Source organism: Pseudoalteromonas sp. Scap06 (assembly GCF_013394165.1).
In the GTDB taxonomy this organism is placed as follows: domain Bacteria; phylum Pseudomonadota; class Gammaproteobacteria; order Enterobacterales; family Alteromonadaceae; genus Pseudoalteromonas.
Genome location: NZ_CP041331.1, coordinates 215,346 through 231,768, shown reverse-complemented (window position 1 = coordinate 231,768; position 16,423 = coordinate 215,346). Strand labels below are relative to the sequence as shown.

The following is a 16,423-nucleotide window of genomic DNA, read 5'->3' as shown; positions in this document are numbered from 1 at the left end:
CATTGTAACGAATAAAAGAGCAATTTAGATCAATCATTTAGCCGTTTTAACCATAATTCTAAACGGAGTCGGCTTTTTGGCTTCAAGTTGTTGTAGCTTAACAATCGATTTTGAATTGAAAACATGCTCTTTGGGTAAAAGCATAATGCCTGTATGGCTGTGTAGTGAGTTTGCCAGTGTCATATTTTCTTCAAGCTCTTGAGCGCAAATTATTTTAATTGAGCCAATAGAACTATCAGAGGTAATTAATTTAGTATGGCTTGCTTCAAGTGCATCGACAATACGCGGGTGATATAAGCTACCACTATTGGCCTTAATATTACCGAGCGCCGCCTCATGGCGTTGTTTTGTTGTAAGTAATGGATCGCTTTGCTCATAATGCTCCCAGTAATCGCGAGCTACGCTGAGCACCATAGCACCAATTGGAATATCGTTTTTAGCAAGTCCTTTGGGGATACCTTGGCCGTTGTATCGCTCGAACTGGTGATAAATTGCATCAGAAACATCGCTCAAGTGAGTCGCTGGCATGAGCATTAATTGTGAAATACTCGGGTGGGTGTAAAACGTTTTGCGCTGTACTTCATTAAGTTCGTTAATAGGTTTGTTGTAAAGCTCAGGATCCATTGCAAGTAAACCAATTTGAGCTAAATATCCTGCAATAGGCGCAAGCGTGATACTTCTTTGCGATACATTAAGGTAACGCGCTATTTGCGTGCATGTGCCGGCAATGTTCTCTGCTCTTTTACCATCGAGATACGGATTTGCATTAATAAAATTATAAAGCAGTTCAACAGTCGATTGATGCTCTCTTTTTTCACTTTCATTAGCGACTTCTAGTTTTTTTAATACACTTCTAATTTGATTTGTTCGTTTATCGACCAGCTGCTCTAAATTAGTATTGAGCTCTTTTAGTTGCTGGTTCTGAGATTTTACATGCTGTTGTAAAATTTCATTTTGCTTTTTTAGTCTAAATTTTTCTACGCCTGACTGGATTACACTTACTAAGTGATCATTTTGCCAAGGTTTTTGCACATAAGCATGAATACCCCCTTCGTTAACCGCACTGATTGTTGACTCTAAATCGGAAAAGCCAGTTAACAAAATGCGTTGGCTATCGGGGGCGAGCTTTCTGGCTTTGGCTAAAAACTCTGCCCCGCTCATGTGTGGCATGCGCATGTCGCTTATTACGACGTCAAACTCTTTACTTTGCATTTTTTCAAGTGCATCTTGGCCATTGGTTGAAACACTCACATCAAATTTATATTGACGAAGTAAGCGTACTAAAGATTTGAGTACATTAGCTTCATCGTCCAAGCATAAGATGCTCGGAGGCTGTTGATTTAGCTGTTCTAATTGGGCAATGTCTGTCATTTATCTTCTTACCACCAACATAATTATAAGTTTAATTTAGTCTAAGCTTTGGCTGTAAACAACTGATAATGTATTAAAAATTCACTCTTTAGCGATTTTTTTTGCATTTAAAATACTCAATGCATCGTCAGTTAATATTGGTTTTTTAGGTAAGGTAATATTAAAAATAGTGCCTTGATTTATCTTACTTTTAACACTAATTAGGCCACTGTGTTGTTCTATTATTGCTTTACTTATAGCAAGCCCTAACCCTGTGCCTTGGCCAATTGGTTTTGTAGTAAAAAAAGGGTCAAAAATTTTATTTAATTTGTCCTCCTTAATTCCACTACCATTATCGGCAATCGTTATATAGGCATTTTTTTTATCGGCTTTAGTAGTAATAGTGATCACCCCAACTTTGTCGCAAATAGCTTGAGCGGCGTTAAAAAATAAATTTAAAAACACTTGGGAGAGTTGGGTCGAACGACCAGTGATGATGATTGGTTCTGTATTGTAGTGCTTTTCGACCTTGGCACTGTATTTAATTTCGCTCCAGGCAACACGTAATGTATTATCAATAAGCTCAGTTATATTTATATCGCCAATTTTAGTTTGATCTGGATGAGCAAATTGCCTTAACCCTTGAACAATCTCTTTAACACGATCAGCCCCTTCAGTCATTTCAGCAATGATATCGCTTGAGTCTGATTGTAATCCATCAAATTGAAAATGTTGTAACAAATCTGCTAATGTTTGCTGCGTTATGACACTCTCTGTTTTAAGAGCGTTAATGAAATGGCTAAATTGCTCAAGGTTGTATGCCAAATTTTGAATGTTACTAACTATGTAACTTAAAGGATTATTTATTTCGTGCGCAACGCCTGCTGCCATTTGCCCTAACGAAGCCATTTTTTCAGAGTTAATTAACACTTGCTCGATGTTATTTTGTTTTTCCTCCATTTCTTTTTGTTTAACAAGTAAGTTTCGTTTTTCAAATTGTGAAATCGTATTACCTGCAAAACTGACAAAGCGCTGCATTAAAGTAATATCGTGCTGATTAAACGCGCCAATTTTTTCAGAAAAAATATAGAGCTGGTAGCTCTCTGTACTTGTATTTACTGGAGTGGTGAGCATGGCATATTGCGAATGCCAAAAAGGGTCGGTTACTTGCCAATTAGGGAGTTGATGTAAGTTAAATATATTTTTAATATTTCTATCGGGTCTATTAAGTACTTCCAGCTGGGTAATTATTGCATCGCTATTCGGATGCGACGCTGTAATTAACGTAGCCATTACATCTTTTGGATTTATTTTAATTAAAATAGCCGCAGAAAAGGCAATGGCCTGATGCAAAATATCAAAAAACTCAGTGAGTAAGGTTTCTGTGTTGTCGTTTTTTAAGATTATATCTAGACCATTTAAAATCAAGCTATTAAAGGCACGGTTTTCTTCAAGTGCTAAATTATGAACTTGTAATAAGTGTAGCTTTTCTAACAGTATTTCATTGTTACTCATATTGGGTCACCAAAAATTTCGCATGAGATCATTAAGTTACCATGTTTACTGGTCGCATCGCTGAATGTCCCGAGCTCCCCGAAAGTAAAGCCTATAATAAACGGAATAGTGGGAAGTTGTGTTTCAATAGATTGCTTTACTTCGTGCATTGCCTCTTTAATTGATAGCATACAACCACCGCAAAAAATAATAACACCACCGGTAATATTTTTTATAGCATGGAGTTCTGCCAATTTAGTTAATGAGGTGACAACCATATCAGCTCGCTTTATTAATTGCTCTGGGCTTCCTGAGGCAAGGTAAACCGTATCGCCAACATGTAGGTTAGAAAATAATTCTAACGATCCATTTTTTGCTATAGCTGGATGACTTAACAATAATCGTGGGATTTCATCATCTGAAGCAAAAGCTCTTGATAGCGGGGTCATTGCTGATTGGGCAAGTATATTTCCCGCTTTTAACTGTCCAAACCCTAGGTTTTTACGCCATTGATTATAAACATCAAAAGCGGGCTGATTATCGATTGTTTTTAATAAACGTCCTTCAATATTGGTAACTATGCCCTGCTGGTTGGTTATATCGTAGCCTGAACTATAAAAGCCGAATGTTTCTACAGACGGATATAACACCGCAATGATAAAACCTTGTTGGTATACATTTTTAGTATCGCTGAAACACCACTTTGCCGAAATGTCGTTATCAGCGCAACTTCCTCCAAAAACAGGTATACGCTGCCCAATAGCATCTTGGATTCCTTGTAGCACTAGTTCTTCGTTCCCTGGGACTTGAAAGCACCAGACCATTTTTGGGGCGAGTCCTGTTTGGCCTGCATTAGCAATAGCTCGGAGTACAGTGTTAGCTGCATTTTCTCTTAGGTTATTAGTTGTATTGCAACTGGCAATTCCATAATGACCCGTTGAGTCTTTGATAGAGAATAAACTAATACTTTGCTCATTTAACGATAAATTTTTTTCGGTTGATGAGCCAAGACAGGAGGAGATGATTAAGCAATTTTGAGTGTTTTTTATCACGTTGGGCTGGCTATTATAAAGATATTTAATGGTATCGGTTGTAGCAAACCCGAGCAGTAAATCGGGACTGTTGTTTGTAAACTGACTTACAGGTTTGATAAATTTATCTATATCGCTGCCGTGAGTGTGAAAAGTTTCAATGGCGAACATAGATGCCCCTTGGTAATAATAGCCACAACGCTGGATGTTTTTAACTAAAAATAATCACTTAGAATTTATTCTAGACTATTATTATATAAAGTGAACTGGATGGCTTATTTTTAAAAAGTATCATTTTTGTTTAAGTTGTATCTAGTGATTGCAATCACTTATTAATGATAGAAACCTTAAACCAATATAGGTGATCTGAAAAGGTATCAGTTAGATAGACAGTTACAGCTAAGTGGCATTATTGCGTATGTAGTTAGATACAACATACTTGTGCTGATGTGAACATTTTTGGTTGCTTAGCAAAGGGTACTTAGAAGAACAATCAAGTTAGCAAGAGTACAACCCCATTTTGAGGTGTAGATAGTGGCTTTGCGAATTTTATTAGTAGACGATGAACTCAATGTATTGAAATCTTTAAAGCGAGTACTTGCTCGTTCTGGTTATGATGTGCTGACGGCATCCTCTGGTTTTGAGGCACTTGAAATATTAGCGGCTAATCAAATTGAGATAATCATTACTGATTTTAGAATGCCAGAAATGAACGGCGCTGATTTATTACGCCAAGTTAAAAGTCGCTGGCCTGATAGTGTAAACCTAGTACTGAGTGGGTATGCTGATTTTAAGTCTGTGGTTGAGTTACTGAATCAGGGGTTAGTATTTCGTTTTTTAGAAAAGCCATGGGTCGATAGTGAGTTACTTGAGAACATCAGCGAAGCGAAAGTTAAATATGAACAGCGCCGAGCAAAAAGAGTAAGAGATCAATTATTAATGGGCAGTATGTCTGGCTTAATAGAAATAGACAATAACGGTATTATAAATCGTTTTAATGCACCTGCAGCTGAAATTATTCCAGATATTCATTTATATGAAAATAAACACCTCGCTTATTTAGATACAGCTCAAAACAAATCAGTAAGTCAGTCATTTGTTGATAAGAAAAGCAGTACACTTTTTATTAATTATGCACACGCCTCTGATCTAGCTAAAAACGAAGAAGTTATGATAGAGCGTTGTTTAAATGATGATTATTTTCAACTCTTAAAATTATCGAGCAACTCAAATAGCATGAGTAACATTTTTCAACTTACTAGAACACAGTCGGTGGTAACCAACGAGTCTGAATTTTATCACCATTTAACGCTGTGTGAAGCGAATAAAAAATGTTATGCCTTAGTTTATATAGGTATTGCCCAGTTTCAATTAATTAATGATTTGCTAGGTGCAGAAGATGGCAACCACCTTATAAAATTGGTTTTGAAAGTGTTAAAAAGCGTATCGGAGAAATCTGTCAAAGTTTTTCATAAGAGCGCCGATCGATTTGTATTATTTGTTCCGGAAATTAAATCTGATAGTGAAGTTTTAAGTGATTTAAATAAAGCGATTGAGCAGTTAAATAAAATTCTACCCAGAAAATATATTGACGCTCATGTGCAGCTATATGGTGTGTATGGTTTGTTTCCTGAGGATAATTTAGAAGGAAAAGAACTCGTAAATCAGATGCAGTTGACGTTGAATTATCAATTAGGTGAGCAGCAGCGTATTTTTTCCCGGTTTGATCCTCAGCTAGTAGCCGACTATAGAAAGAATTTTGAGTTAAGCCGTTTATTACTAATCGCGGTAAATAAAGATGAACTGTCACTACGTTTTCAGCCAAAAGTTAACATTGAAACAGGACAAGTACACAGTGCTGAGGCGCTCATTCGCTGGTATGAGCCAAGTAAATATGGTTGGGTTCCTCCTGCTCATTTTATTCCGATTGCTGAATGTGATGGCCAGATAATACCAATAGGGCGTTGGGTTATTTCTCAAAGCTGTAAAACGCTAAAATATTGGGGTGATAACAATATAGGTGTGAACGTGTTGGCTATTAACTTATCTGCTAGGCAATTAAAAGATGATCCCGGTTTGATTGACTATGTGCTGGAATGTTTAAGCTGCAATGGTTTAGAGTCATCACAGTTGGTTTTTGAGTTAACAGAAACCTATTTGATAGAAGATTTTTCTGCTTGCGAACAACAATTAAAAAGGTTAAAAAAGTTAGGGGTTAAGCTATTGATTGATGATTTTGGCGTGGGTTATTCATCACTTGGTTACCTTTCTAAACTGCCAGTAGATGGGGTTAAACTGGATAAAGCGCTTATTACTGATATTGAATCGTCTTTAGCGATGCAAAGTATGATTCGTAATATTACGCGTATGTCTCATGATCTCAGCCTTATAGTGATAGCTGAGGGAGTAGAAACTGCCTTTGAATGCGAAGTAATTAAAAAATTAGGCTGTGACTACATACAAGGTTATTACTATTCGCAGCCTTTAGAATCAGATGATTTTTGTAATTATTTAAACCATGCAAACACTCAAGGTGCTAAATGAAAGCGATTAAAGTAATCATTTTAGATGACGATGCTTTTTTATTAAAAGTATTGCAAAGAACTATTCATCGAGTATTCCCAGAGGTTGATATCATAACGACTGCGGATATTGATGAGTTTTGGCAACTTTTAAGTGCCATAAAAGACGTTGATTTAGTATTGAGTGATTATTTAATGCCGCAAATGAATGGGCTGGATATTTTAGAGCAATGCTCTTCAAAGAACCCCTATCCGGTTAGAGCATTACTTACCGGTGATATGAGGTTGAGTACTATGATACAACAACCTAATATTGTTCATGCTTATCTTGCTAAACCGTTTAATGAGGCAGACATAGCTGCACTTTTTAATAATGTGGCGGCGTTAAAGTCATTGCCTTTTGCTTATAATGTGCGTAGACAGTTAGGGGCTATGATCAGTTTTCCTGTTTATCCTCTTATTTTAAAAGAGCTCAGAGACTTAGTACAAAGCGATGAATTTGATTTACATGATATTGCCCATGTTGTTTCTCAAGAGCCAATAATAACGGCTAAATTGTTACAACTTGCAAACTCCGCTTATCTTGGTTTTGTAAGGCCAACATCGTCAATAGATGAGGCTGTTTCGAGGCTCGGTACCACGATATTAATGGCTATCACCACCTCTTTATTGGTTGCTAAAAACTTTGAATCGTCTATTCCTGTTGATGTGCATGAAAAGCAATTGAATATAGCGGCGAATTACGCTAGTTGTGTTAAGGATTTTGCAAAGCTGGCTGGTTTTAACTTGCATGATCAAGAATTGTTATTTTCAGTGGCGTTATTGAGTTTTGTCGGCAAGATCATTTTATTATCTCAAGCTCAAAGCGATGTGTCAGATGAGCATGCGCAAACCATCAGCGATGGATACGTAAGTGCCAATTTTATTTCTGCCTACGTTTTAAAGTTATGGGGATACGACACAAAAATATGTAACTTATTAATGAGTTGCCACGATTTAGATGGCACTGATGATAATGAGTTAACTCTGTTTAATCACATGTTGTATATAGTTTGGCAAATTATTTTTGACGAGCAACCCCCCATGCAATTACGTGCATACTGTGACTCAAAAGGCGTAGACCCTTTACTTTGCCATGTTATTAGTGAATTTGATTGGCATAGTTATACATCTTAAATAGGCCCTATATAAAATAACGTATAATAAACGGGCTGTTCTACACAACCACCTATTTATAATCTCTTCTGAGTTCCCTTTCTTATTTTTTATTATCTACTTTAGTCTAATAAAAACCGTATAAAACGTTATTGTAAGTACGTTTTACGCTCAGTGCGGTATGAAAAACATACAACGTTGATGTTTTTAATAATTATAAAGAAAATCCTTATGGTTAACATTGCATTAACTTCTGTGGGTGAGATATTAAATTGCTAATTTGGGCGTATTTTGAGCTTTTAAAGGTGTTATTTTCCTTTTTTTAAAGTTATTTGCATTCTTATGCCAATTTTGTCAAATTTTTTGTTTCTTTTTGTTTGTGTATGTTGCTAGGATGTTGGCAAGGGGATACATGCATATACCCTACACACATTATAAGAATACACAAAACAGGGTCATCATTATGTCAACATATCGTTTAAACACCTTGGCTGTAGCAGTTGCTTTTGCCTTTAGTGCGCCAAGTATGGTTAATGCACAAGAAGCGCCAACTAAAGCTGAAAAAAATATCGAACAAATATCTGTTTTAGGATCGCGAGTTTCAAACCGTACAGCCACTGAGTCATCATCACCTATTGATTTAATTGACGCAGATGATTTAAACAAAGGCGGCTTTACCGAACTTGGGCAAAGCTTACAGGCAACGGCGCCGTCATTTAACTTTTCGCGAACACAGGTTTCTGATGGCTCTGATTTATTTCGCCCTGCTACATTACGCGGCTTACAACCAGACCAAACGCTGGTTTTAGTAAACGGTAAACGCCGCCATAATCAATCTATTTTTGGTTTAACAAGCACTGTGGGCGGTGGCTCTGCCGGCACTGATATGAATGCGATTCCACTAATTGCTTTAAAAGGTGTTGAAGTGTTACGTGATGGTGCGGCGGCTCAGTATGGCTCTGATGCAATTGCAGGGGTTATCAACTTATCACTTAATGATTCAACAGATTTAACCACCGGTTACGTACAATATGGCGAAACGGCAGAAGGTGATGGAGAAACAATTTCAGCCGGTTTAAACCGTGGTTTTGAATTAGGTAATGAGGGCGGTTTTATAAATTTATCGCTTGAGTACCGTGATGCAGATAAAACTAACCGCGCAGAGCGAGATACGGGTGGGTCACTTAATGTTGCACCAGGTACTTTATCTGACGAAGTACGTTGGGGACAAGGTAATGCAGAGAGTGAATTCACTTCGGTATTTTACAATATGGCCCTGCCAATGGGTGAAGGAGAGCTTTACTCATTTGGTGGTTACTCTGAGCGCACGGCACTAGGCAACGGCTTTTACCGTAACTTTAATGAAGCGTCTAAAAACGTAACGCAAGTTTACAGCGATGGTTTTTTACCGCAAATCGACAATGAAGCACAAGATATTTCGGTAGCAGTTGGTTTTAAAGGTGAAATTAACTCTGATTGGACCTACGATGTTTCTGCTGTTTACGGTGAAAATCAATACGATTTTACCTCACGAAATACTTTAAATGCGTCATACGCGGCGGAGTATTTATTTAATAATCCGGGTGCAAGCGATGCCGATATAGCCGCGAATGCTGGCCCAACAGAGGGTTATTCGGGTGGCTTTAGATTTGATCAAACAACGTTTAATGCAGATATAAACGGAATTGTTGATATTGGTCGCAGTGAGCCTGTTTATGTTTCAATTGGCGCTGAATACCGTAAAGAAAACTATGAAATTGTACCAGGTGAGGTGGCATCATACGCATGTGGAGCAGCCAACACGGATACCTCATACCCATCGGTGAACGATCCGAGTCAATTTGCACAATGTGGTTTTCAAGCTTATAACGGTCTTCGTCCTGAAGCTTCAAACAAAAGCGATCGTGATAGTTACGCAGTATATGTAGATGCAGAAACCATGTTAAGCGATGCATGGAATGTGAGCGGTGCTCTTCGCTATGAAGATTTTTCGAATGCGGGTGACGACATCATAGGTAAAGTAGCAACACGTTATGAATTTAATGATGACTTTGCAGTACGTGGTGCGTTATCAACGGGCTTTAGAGCGCCATCATTACAGCAAAGTGGTTACACTGCGTTTACCACTAACTTAGGGTCTGACGGCACGTTAAGTCAGTCGTTTACTGCGACAACGGGCTCTGCATTTCCTGCTGCTTTAGGCGTTGATACATTAAAGCTTGAAACATCAACTAACTACAGTGCCGGTTTTGTTTACGATGTGACCAGTGATTTATCGTTAACGGTGGATTTTTACCGTGTAGAAATTGAAGACCGTATTACATTAGGCAGCTTGTTATCGGCTGATGATGTGGCGTTTAGTCCTGAGGCGGTTGCTGCTCTGCAAGCAACGGGTGCGGTGCAGGCGAATTACTTTTCAAACTCAGTGAATTCAACCACTCAAGGTGTGGACATTATTGCGTCATACCGCACTGATTTATATGACGGTAATTTTTCTGCTACGTTTGCGGGTAATTTAAACGAAACTCAAATTGATAGTGTGAATGCAGCTCCCGGCATTCCAAAAAGTGTAGCACTTGATGACATTCAAAGTAGCTTTTTAACCGACGGACAACCGGGTGAACGTGCGACGCTTACCTTTGATTATGAGCGTGATGCCTACAGCGCAATGATCCGCTTTAATTACTTTGGCGAAACTGATGTGAAGTACTTTGGTAATGACCATATTGAGCTTGCAACAGATGGCTCGTTTAAAGCGACGAGTACCGTAGAGACTGCAGTACTCGTAGATTTAAACGTAAGCTATGAAATTAATGAGATGTTTTCGTTATCGGTTGGAGCAGACAACGTATTTGATGAAACACCGGATGAATTAGGTGATGATGAAGTACTAAATGCGATCTCAAATGGGGCATTTAAATACCCGCTACGTGCAGTACCATACGGTTTTGATGGCCGTAGTTACTATGCAAAACTAAGCTTTAGTTTTTAATTTTTAATTTTTAGGTTAAGTTAAACCAGCAAAGGCGCCGTTTTAAACGGCGCTTTTTTTATGCTTAAAAAACATTGAAAAAGACATTAAAAATGGTTGCATGCTTGAAAATTAAGCATACAATCGCCATCAATATCAGTGTGGGATATGTATCCCTCTCATTTTACTAATAGGAAAAAACAAATGGCTAAAAAAGGCAAAGCAAAAGCGGTTAATAAATCCGCAGTAGACACCGGTCGAGGAGTGATAAAGCACAACGCATTGGCGGCACTGGTAACCTCTAAAGTATTTAAACCGCAAGTGGTTAAAGCTAAAAAAGGTAAAGGTTCGTTTAAACGTAACAACAAACATGCAGGACAAGAGTCCTATTTAATCGCGGCTTAATTAGCACCGATCAAATAGGGCTTTTGACTTACCGGAATAAGGCTGGCTTCGAGCGACGGGTTTCGAGTCACGAGCAGCGAACACAACCTAGCACCTTTAGCCTTCTCTTTCCGCGCAGCGTCTCATGACCTCTTTGTGAATTAATCACTTAAAACATGTTTGCACAAAGAGAAGTGAATGAGGAGTAAATGAGAAGGCAACGGGCTTCGAGTGACGAGTAGCGAGCTTGTGCAAACAGTCTAGCACCTAGTCATATCAGCCCTTAAATCTATTCTTTCAGCGCAGCGCCTCCCGCAGCTCGAAGCTCGAAGCTCGAAGCTCGAAGCTCGAAGCTCGAAGCTCGAAGCTCGAAGCTCGAAGCCGTACCCTCGTTATCCATGTATTATCGATTTAGAATCTTTCAGGTAAGAAGCATGGTTGCTAACTGTTTGCGAAGGGTTCTCACCAAATAATTGTGTGTAGTCTTTGGTAAATTGCCCTGCATGCCAAAACCCCCAATTGGCAGCAACCACAGAAATGGGTTTATCTTGCTTTGCTAATTTTAGCTCTCTTCTAACATTATTTAATCGAGTTAAACGTAAAAACCGCAGTGGGTTTATCCCTAAAATACTCTCAAAACTATATTGTAAGGTACGCCTGCTCACAAAGGTGAGTTCGCATAATTGAGTAATTGTTACCGTGTTTTGTGGATGCGCTTTTATATAATCTTTAACTTTATCAACGACCGCTTTGCGGTGTTTATAACTGGGAGCGATGCGTTGACACGGAGTCTGTTCGTTTAGTAAATGTAATACCAACATATTAAGCATATCTTGCTGTAAATCGGCATTTAGGCCAAAAGCGTTGTTGCTAACCATACTGTTTATTATACTCCGGGCACTTTTTAGCATGGCGTTGCATGTTGTCAGTCGCTCAGTATCTGAAGACGTTATATTTTTTAAGTGCATCCCTTGTATCTGAGCCATATGTTCTAACGATTGCATGTCTATTACTAAACCATAAATATTAAACTGCTCAGGTGTAATAAGCTCAAAGTTACTCTCACTAGTGCGACACATAAATTGATTACTTGCCACATTTAAGCCATTAATTTTGCTCTGCTGCGACTGCTTTGGGATCCCAAGCCAAATAGATCGTGGCGCTATTGCGCATTGTTGGTGAAGAGCACGCTCTGTGTATTCTTCAAATGCATGAATATTAGAATAATCCACGCTTTCTATACACCCAAAAAATCGCCCATCACTGAGCTGATCATATTTTTGCTGCCACTGCGTTAGATTATGCGCTTGCTCATCTATATCTTGGGTATGCACCATGCTCTTTTGTGGTGCGCTAGCTAAATCTTGCTGCGTCATAATGGAGTTACTCTTTGCTTTTTTATTTTTATTAAGATTAAGTTACCACCTGTAACTATAGTTAACTATATGAAATAAAGCTAAAAATGAAGATTTGCCAAAATTCGATAGTGTCTTGGTATGAATTAAGCTCTCTTGAAACTAAACAAAATTGATTTATAGCTTATAGGTCAGCAAAACCTGTACCAAGGTTTGAACTAGTTGTTATGTGGAGTAGATCATGGGGCAAAGGCACCGATATACACTGGGCACGCAGGTGTATAATTTTAAAAATTTGGCGCAAGTAATGGCAAAAGCCACTCCTCATCGCTCAGGTGACAGGTTAGCGGGTGTTATTGCACAATCAGCGCAAGAGCGAGCGGTTGCTCAAATGACCTTAGCGGATATTCCGTTGAAGGCATTTTTAAATGAGGCACTGATTGCTTATGAAGACGATGAAATAACTCGCTTAATTATGGACGATCACGATGCTAATGCATTTATGGCGATTGCTCATTTAACCGTGGGAGATTTTCGTAATTGGTTGTTAAGTGACTTTGCAACTCCCTCGGTACTTGCAAGTGTAAGACAGGGGATCACTCCGGAAATGGCTGCGGCTGTTAGCAAAATAATGCGTAATCAGGATCTTATCCTTATTGCTAAAAAATGCCATGTAACCAGTGCATTTAGAAACACCATTGGTTTACCTGGGCATTTATCCACGCGTTTACAACCTAATCACCCAACAGATGATATTAACGGCATTGCCGCCTGTATTTTAGATGGGTTGCTGTACGGTAATGGTGATGCGGTGATAGGTATAAACCCCGCAACCGACAACGTGGCGCAGGCTATTAAATTGATGACATTGATGGATGAGGTGATTCAAAAATATGAAATTCCTACCCAAAGCTGTGTGCTTACCCATGTCACTAATACGATTGAATGCATAGAAGCGGGGGCGCCAGTTGATTTAGTGTTTCAGTCTATTGGTGGAACAGAAGCCACCAATTCGAGTTTTGGTTTTAGTTTAAATACTTTAGCTGAGGCACAAGATGCCGCGCTGAGTCTAAAGCGTGGCACGGTAGGCAATAATGTGATGTATTTTGAAACAGGGCAAGGCAGCTCGCTTTCGGCTAATGCTCATCACGGGCTAGATCAGCAAACCTGCGAAACTCGCGCGTATGCCGTTGCACGAAAATTTAATCCGCTATTAGTTAATACGGTGGTGGGATTTATAGGCCCGGAGTATTTATTTGATGGCAAAGAAATTACCCGCGCGGGGCTTGAGGATCATTTTTGTGCCAAATTACTGGGTATTCCGATGGGATGTGACGTGTGTTACACCAATCATGCCGAGGCTGACCAAAATGATATGGATAATTTACTTACGCTGCTTGGTGTAGCTGGGTGCTCGTTTGTGATGGGGATTCCGGGCTCCGATGACATTATGCTCAATTACCAAACTACCTCATTTCATGATGCGTTATACGTGCGCCGAGTTCTAGGCTCTCGTCCCGCGCCAGAATTTGAAAAGTGGCTTACTAACATGAACATTATGAAAAACAGTAGCGATGTTACTTTATCGCACAGTCTTCCCGCGGCATTTGCTAAGCCGTTAGATGCACTGGCGGGAGGCCGTTCATGACTGCAGATTTTAAATCAAATGACCTTGCTAATATTGATCATAAAAATAATGGCAATGTGGTACACAACCCATGGCGTGACTTACGCCAGTTTACTGATGCCCGCATAGGACTTGGTCGAGCGGGTATTAGTTTACCAACCTCTGAAATGCTGGCGTTTCAACTGTCGCATGCGCAAGCGCGCGATGCAGTCAATTTTCCACTTGATATCAATGGAATGAAAGCAAAGTTAGCGACTGTTAATGCAGCTAATGCGCGTGTATTGCATTTACATAGCCAAGCGGTTGATAGAGTTACTTATTTACAACGACCAGATTTAGGTCGAAAGCTAAATGAGCATAGTCGTCAATTATTACTTGATTTTGTTGCTGAGCAACAGCAAAGCACCCAAGAAAAGTATGACTTAGCCATTGTGGTCGTTGATGGTTTGTCATCGTTGGCGGTTCAAAAAAATGCAGCTCCTTTTATAACTGAATTACTTTCACAGTTGAGCGTTAATAAGCCTCTTACTCTTGCTCCAATCACCTTAGTTGAACAAGGGCGAGTAGCCATTGGTGATGATATTGGTGAGTTATTGAATGCCCAAATTGTGATGGTGCTCATTGGTGAACGCCCGGGGCTTAGCTCACCAGATAGCTTGGGGCTTTATTTAACCTGGGAGCCTAAAACAGGGCTTAACGATTCGCTGCGTAATTGTATATCTAATATTCGTCCTGCTGGTTTGACCTATATTGATGCGGCAAGTCGGGCAGCCTACTTATTAAATGAAGCTAAAACATTAAAACTAACAGGAGTGAACTTAAAAGATCGGACACAGGATGATGTGATTGAGCATCAACAATCGAGCCGTCATTTTTTAAATGCGGAATAACGGTAATTAACAATAAAAATGAAATATCGATAAAGAGGATGTTATGTCTACTAATAATTCAGAATACTTAGCAAAAAGGCAGCTCAAAGGTGGCACTGCAGGTTGGTTATTGCTGGCAGGGTTAGGGGTATCGTATGTGATTTCAGGTGACTTTGCTGGGTGGAACTTTGGTATTGCAGAAGCTGGCTGGGGCGGCTTCGCGATAGCGGCAGTGCTAATGGCGATTATGTATTTAACTTTGGTGTTATCGCTGGCTGAAATGTCGGCTGCTATTCCTGCTGCTGGAGGGGGTTATAGTTTTGCTCGTCAAGCAATGGGGCCAACGGGTGGTTATTTAACCGGTCTTGCGGTATTAATTGAATATGCGTTAGCACCGGCCGCCATTGTGATATTTATTGGCTCTGCAGTGGAGGCGTTAACGGGGTTCAATGGCCCATGGGTTTATGCACTATTTTATTTGGTGTTTGTAGGTATTCATTTAGCTGGAGTAGGTGAAGCGCTAAAAGTAATGATGGTAATAAGCGGTTTAGCGGTACTGGCTATTGTTGCAACGGCAGTGGTTTTAATTACAAATTTTGATGCTACCAATTTATTTGATGTTGCAGTAACAGATGCCGCAGGTGCGAATGAATTTTTACCTTTGGGTTGGTATGGGGTATGGGCAGCTTTACCTTTTGCTATGTGGTTATTTTTAGCGGTTGAAGGCGTGCCATTGGCGGCTGAAGAGGCAAAAGATCCGGCTAAAGATGTACCTAAAGGCATTATTGGCGCCATGGTATTTTTATTGTTTACCGCGTTATTAGTGGTTGTGTTAGTACCCGGCGCAGCAGGTGCAACAGCAATGGGCGCTAGCGCAGTTCCGCTGGTGGATGCGTTAAATGCGACGGGCAATAGCGATTTAGCAACCGTGGTTAATATACTGGGATTAGCGGGGCTGGTGGCTTCATTTTTCTCTATTATTTATGGCTATAGTCGATTGGTGTTCGCGTTATCGCGTGCGGGGTATTTACCGCGTTCGTTATCAATTACCACAGCGCGTAAAGTGCCAGCACGAGCGCTTATTGTTCCTGCTGTATTTGGTTTTTTAGCTTCACTAAGTGGTGAGGGCGATTTAATGTTAGCTATGGCGGTAGTGGGGGCAACGGTATCGTATGCGTTAATGGCGTTCAGTCATATAATGTTGCGCTTAAAACAACCTGATTTACCTCGACCTTATAAAACGCCTGGCGGCATTGTCACTTCAAGCATAGCATTGTGTTTATCCTTGATTGCTTTGACTGGCGTGTACGCCTTTGACCCCCGTGCTTTTTTATACACTATGGTGCTGTTTATAGTCGGTGCGGCGTATTACTTTGGCTTTAGCTCTAAACATTTAGTGGCCAAAAGTGCAGATGAGGAGTTTGCTATGCTCGCTGATGCTGAGGCCGGTTTAAATACAGCGATAAGTGAGGGGTAATTTTCATTTACTAAAATAACTCATGTGGCTTTAACCTTCGAAGAGTTTGTAATGGCGCGATAAGTTTTAACTTACCGCGCTTTTTATTGTAAATAAACTCAGTAATACAGAAGGTATATTCAAAAAGTAGGCCGTTTTTAATTCACTTCTGCGCTGACCCTTTGTTACAGCGCAGAAGTGAATTATAT

11 protein-coding genes are annotated in these 16,423 nt (G+C 39.6%); 7 read left to right on the top strand and 4 right to left on the bottom strand.

The genetic code is table 11. The annotated features are described in order from the left end of the window. Positions 1-33: 33 nt before the first annotated feature. The 3 genes from FLM47_RS16515 to FLM47_RS16505 form a co-directional block, all read right to left on the bottom strand. Positions 34-1,371: an HD domain-containing phosphohydrolase gene (locus tag FLM47_RS16515; protein WP_138605720.1), complete on the bottom strand. Its 1,338-nt coding sequence runs from the start codon at positions 1,369-1,371 to the stop codon at positions 34-36. An 81-nt stretch (positions 1,372-1,452) separates the two neighbouring features. After that, entirely contained in the window at positions 1,453-2,865 is a 1,413-nt protein-coding gene (locus tag FLM47_RS16510) for a sensor histidine kinase (protein ID WP_178956995.1), read from the bottom strand. Then, the gene (locus tag FLM47_RS16505; protein ID WP_178956994.1) at positions 2,862-4,046 is read right to left on the bottom strand and encodes an FIST signal transduction protein; all 1,185 of its coding nucleotides are present in this window, start codon (positions 4,044-4,046) and stop codon (positions 2,862-2,864) included. Before FLM47_RS16505 ends, FLM47_RS16510 begins: the two co-directional genes overlap by 4 nt. A gap of 363 nt (positions 4,047-4,409) precedes the next feature. Between FLM47_RS16505 and FLM47_RS16500 the strand changes: the two genes are divergently transcribed. The 4 genes from FLM47_RS16500 to arfA all read left to right on the top strand — a co-directional run bounded on the left by FLM47_RS16500 (position 4,410) and on the right by arfA (position 10,928). Continuing rightward, positions 4,410-6,419: an EAL domain-containing protein gene (locus tag FLM47_RS16500; RefSeq protein WP_178956993.1), complete on the top strand. Its 2,010-nt coding sequence runs from the start codon at positions 4,410-4,412 to the stop codon at positions 6,417-6,419. After that, complete coding sequence (locus FLM47_RS16495; protein WP_178956992.1) at positions 6,416-7,573, top strand: HDOD domain-containing protein; 1,158 nt, start codon at positions 6,416-6,418, stop codon at positions 7,571-7,573. The genes FLM47_RS16500 and FLM47_RS16495 overlap by 4 nt, the downstream gene beginning before the upstream one ends. A gap of 442 nt (positions 7,574-8,015) precedes the next feature. Further along, a complete protein-coding gene (locus tag FLM47_RS16490) occupies positions 8,016-10,544 on the top strand; it encodes a TonB-dependent siderophore receptor (RefSeq protein ID WP_178956991.1) in 2,529 nt (842 codons plus the stop codon). A 183-nt stretch (positions 10,545-10,727) separates the two neighbouring features. Further along, positions 10,728-10,928, top strand: coding sequence for an alternative ribosome rescue factor ArfA (gene arfA / locus FLM47_RS16485; RefSeq protein ID WP_010389506.1), 201 nt, complete (start codon positions 10,728-10,730; stop codon positions 10,926-10,928). A gap of 371 nt (positions 10,929-11,299) precedes the next feature. Here the strand turns inward: arfA and FLM47_RS16480 are convergent, their stop codons facing one another. Further along, complete coding sequence (locus tag FLM47_RS16480; protein ID WP_178956990.1) at positions 11,300-12,283, bottom strand: helix-turn-helix domain-containing protein; 984 nt, start codon at positions 12,281-12,283, stop codon at positions 11,300-11,302. Positions 12,284-12,503: 220 nt separating this feature from the next. Here FLM47_RS16480 and FLM47_RS16475 point away from each other — a divergent pair, with 220 nt between their 5' ends. The 3 genes from FLM47_RS16475 to eat are packed head-to-tail and all read left to right on the top strand — an operon-like array spanning position 12,504 to position 16,235. Then, complete coding sequence (locus tag FLM47_RS16475) at positions 12,504-13,910, top strand: ethanolamine ammonia-lyase subunit EutB (RefSeq protein WP_178956989.1); 1,407 nt, start codon at positions 12,504-12,506, stop codon at positions 13,908-13,910. Continuing rightward, the gene (gene eutC, locus FLM47_RS16470) at positions 13,907-14,779 is read left to right on the top strand and encodes an ethanolamine ammonia-lyase subunit EutC (RefSeq protein WP_178956988.1); all 873 of its coding nucleotides are present in this window, start codon (positions 13,907-13,909) and stop codon (positions 14,777-14,779) included. The genes FLM47_RS16475 and eutC overlap by 4 nt, the downstream gene beginning before the upstream one ends. A 43-nt stretch (positions 14,780-14,822) precedes the next feature. After that, positions 14,823-16,235, top strand: a complete 1,413-nt coding sequence (gene eat / locus FLM47_RS16465) for an ethanolamine permease (protein ID WP_076918807.1) — start codon at positions 14,823-14,825, stop codon at positions 16,233-16,235. The last annotated feature ends 188 nt before the right edge of the window (positions 16,236-16,423 follow it).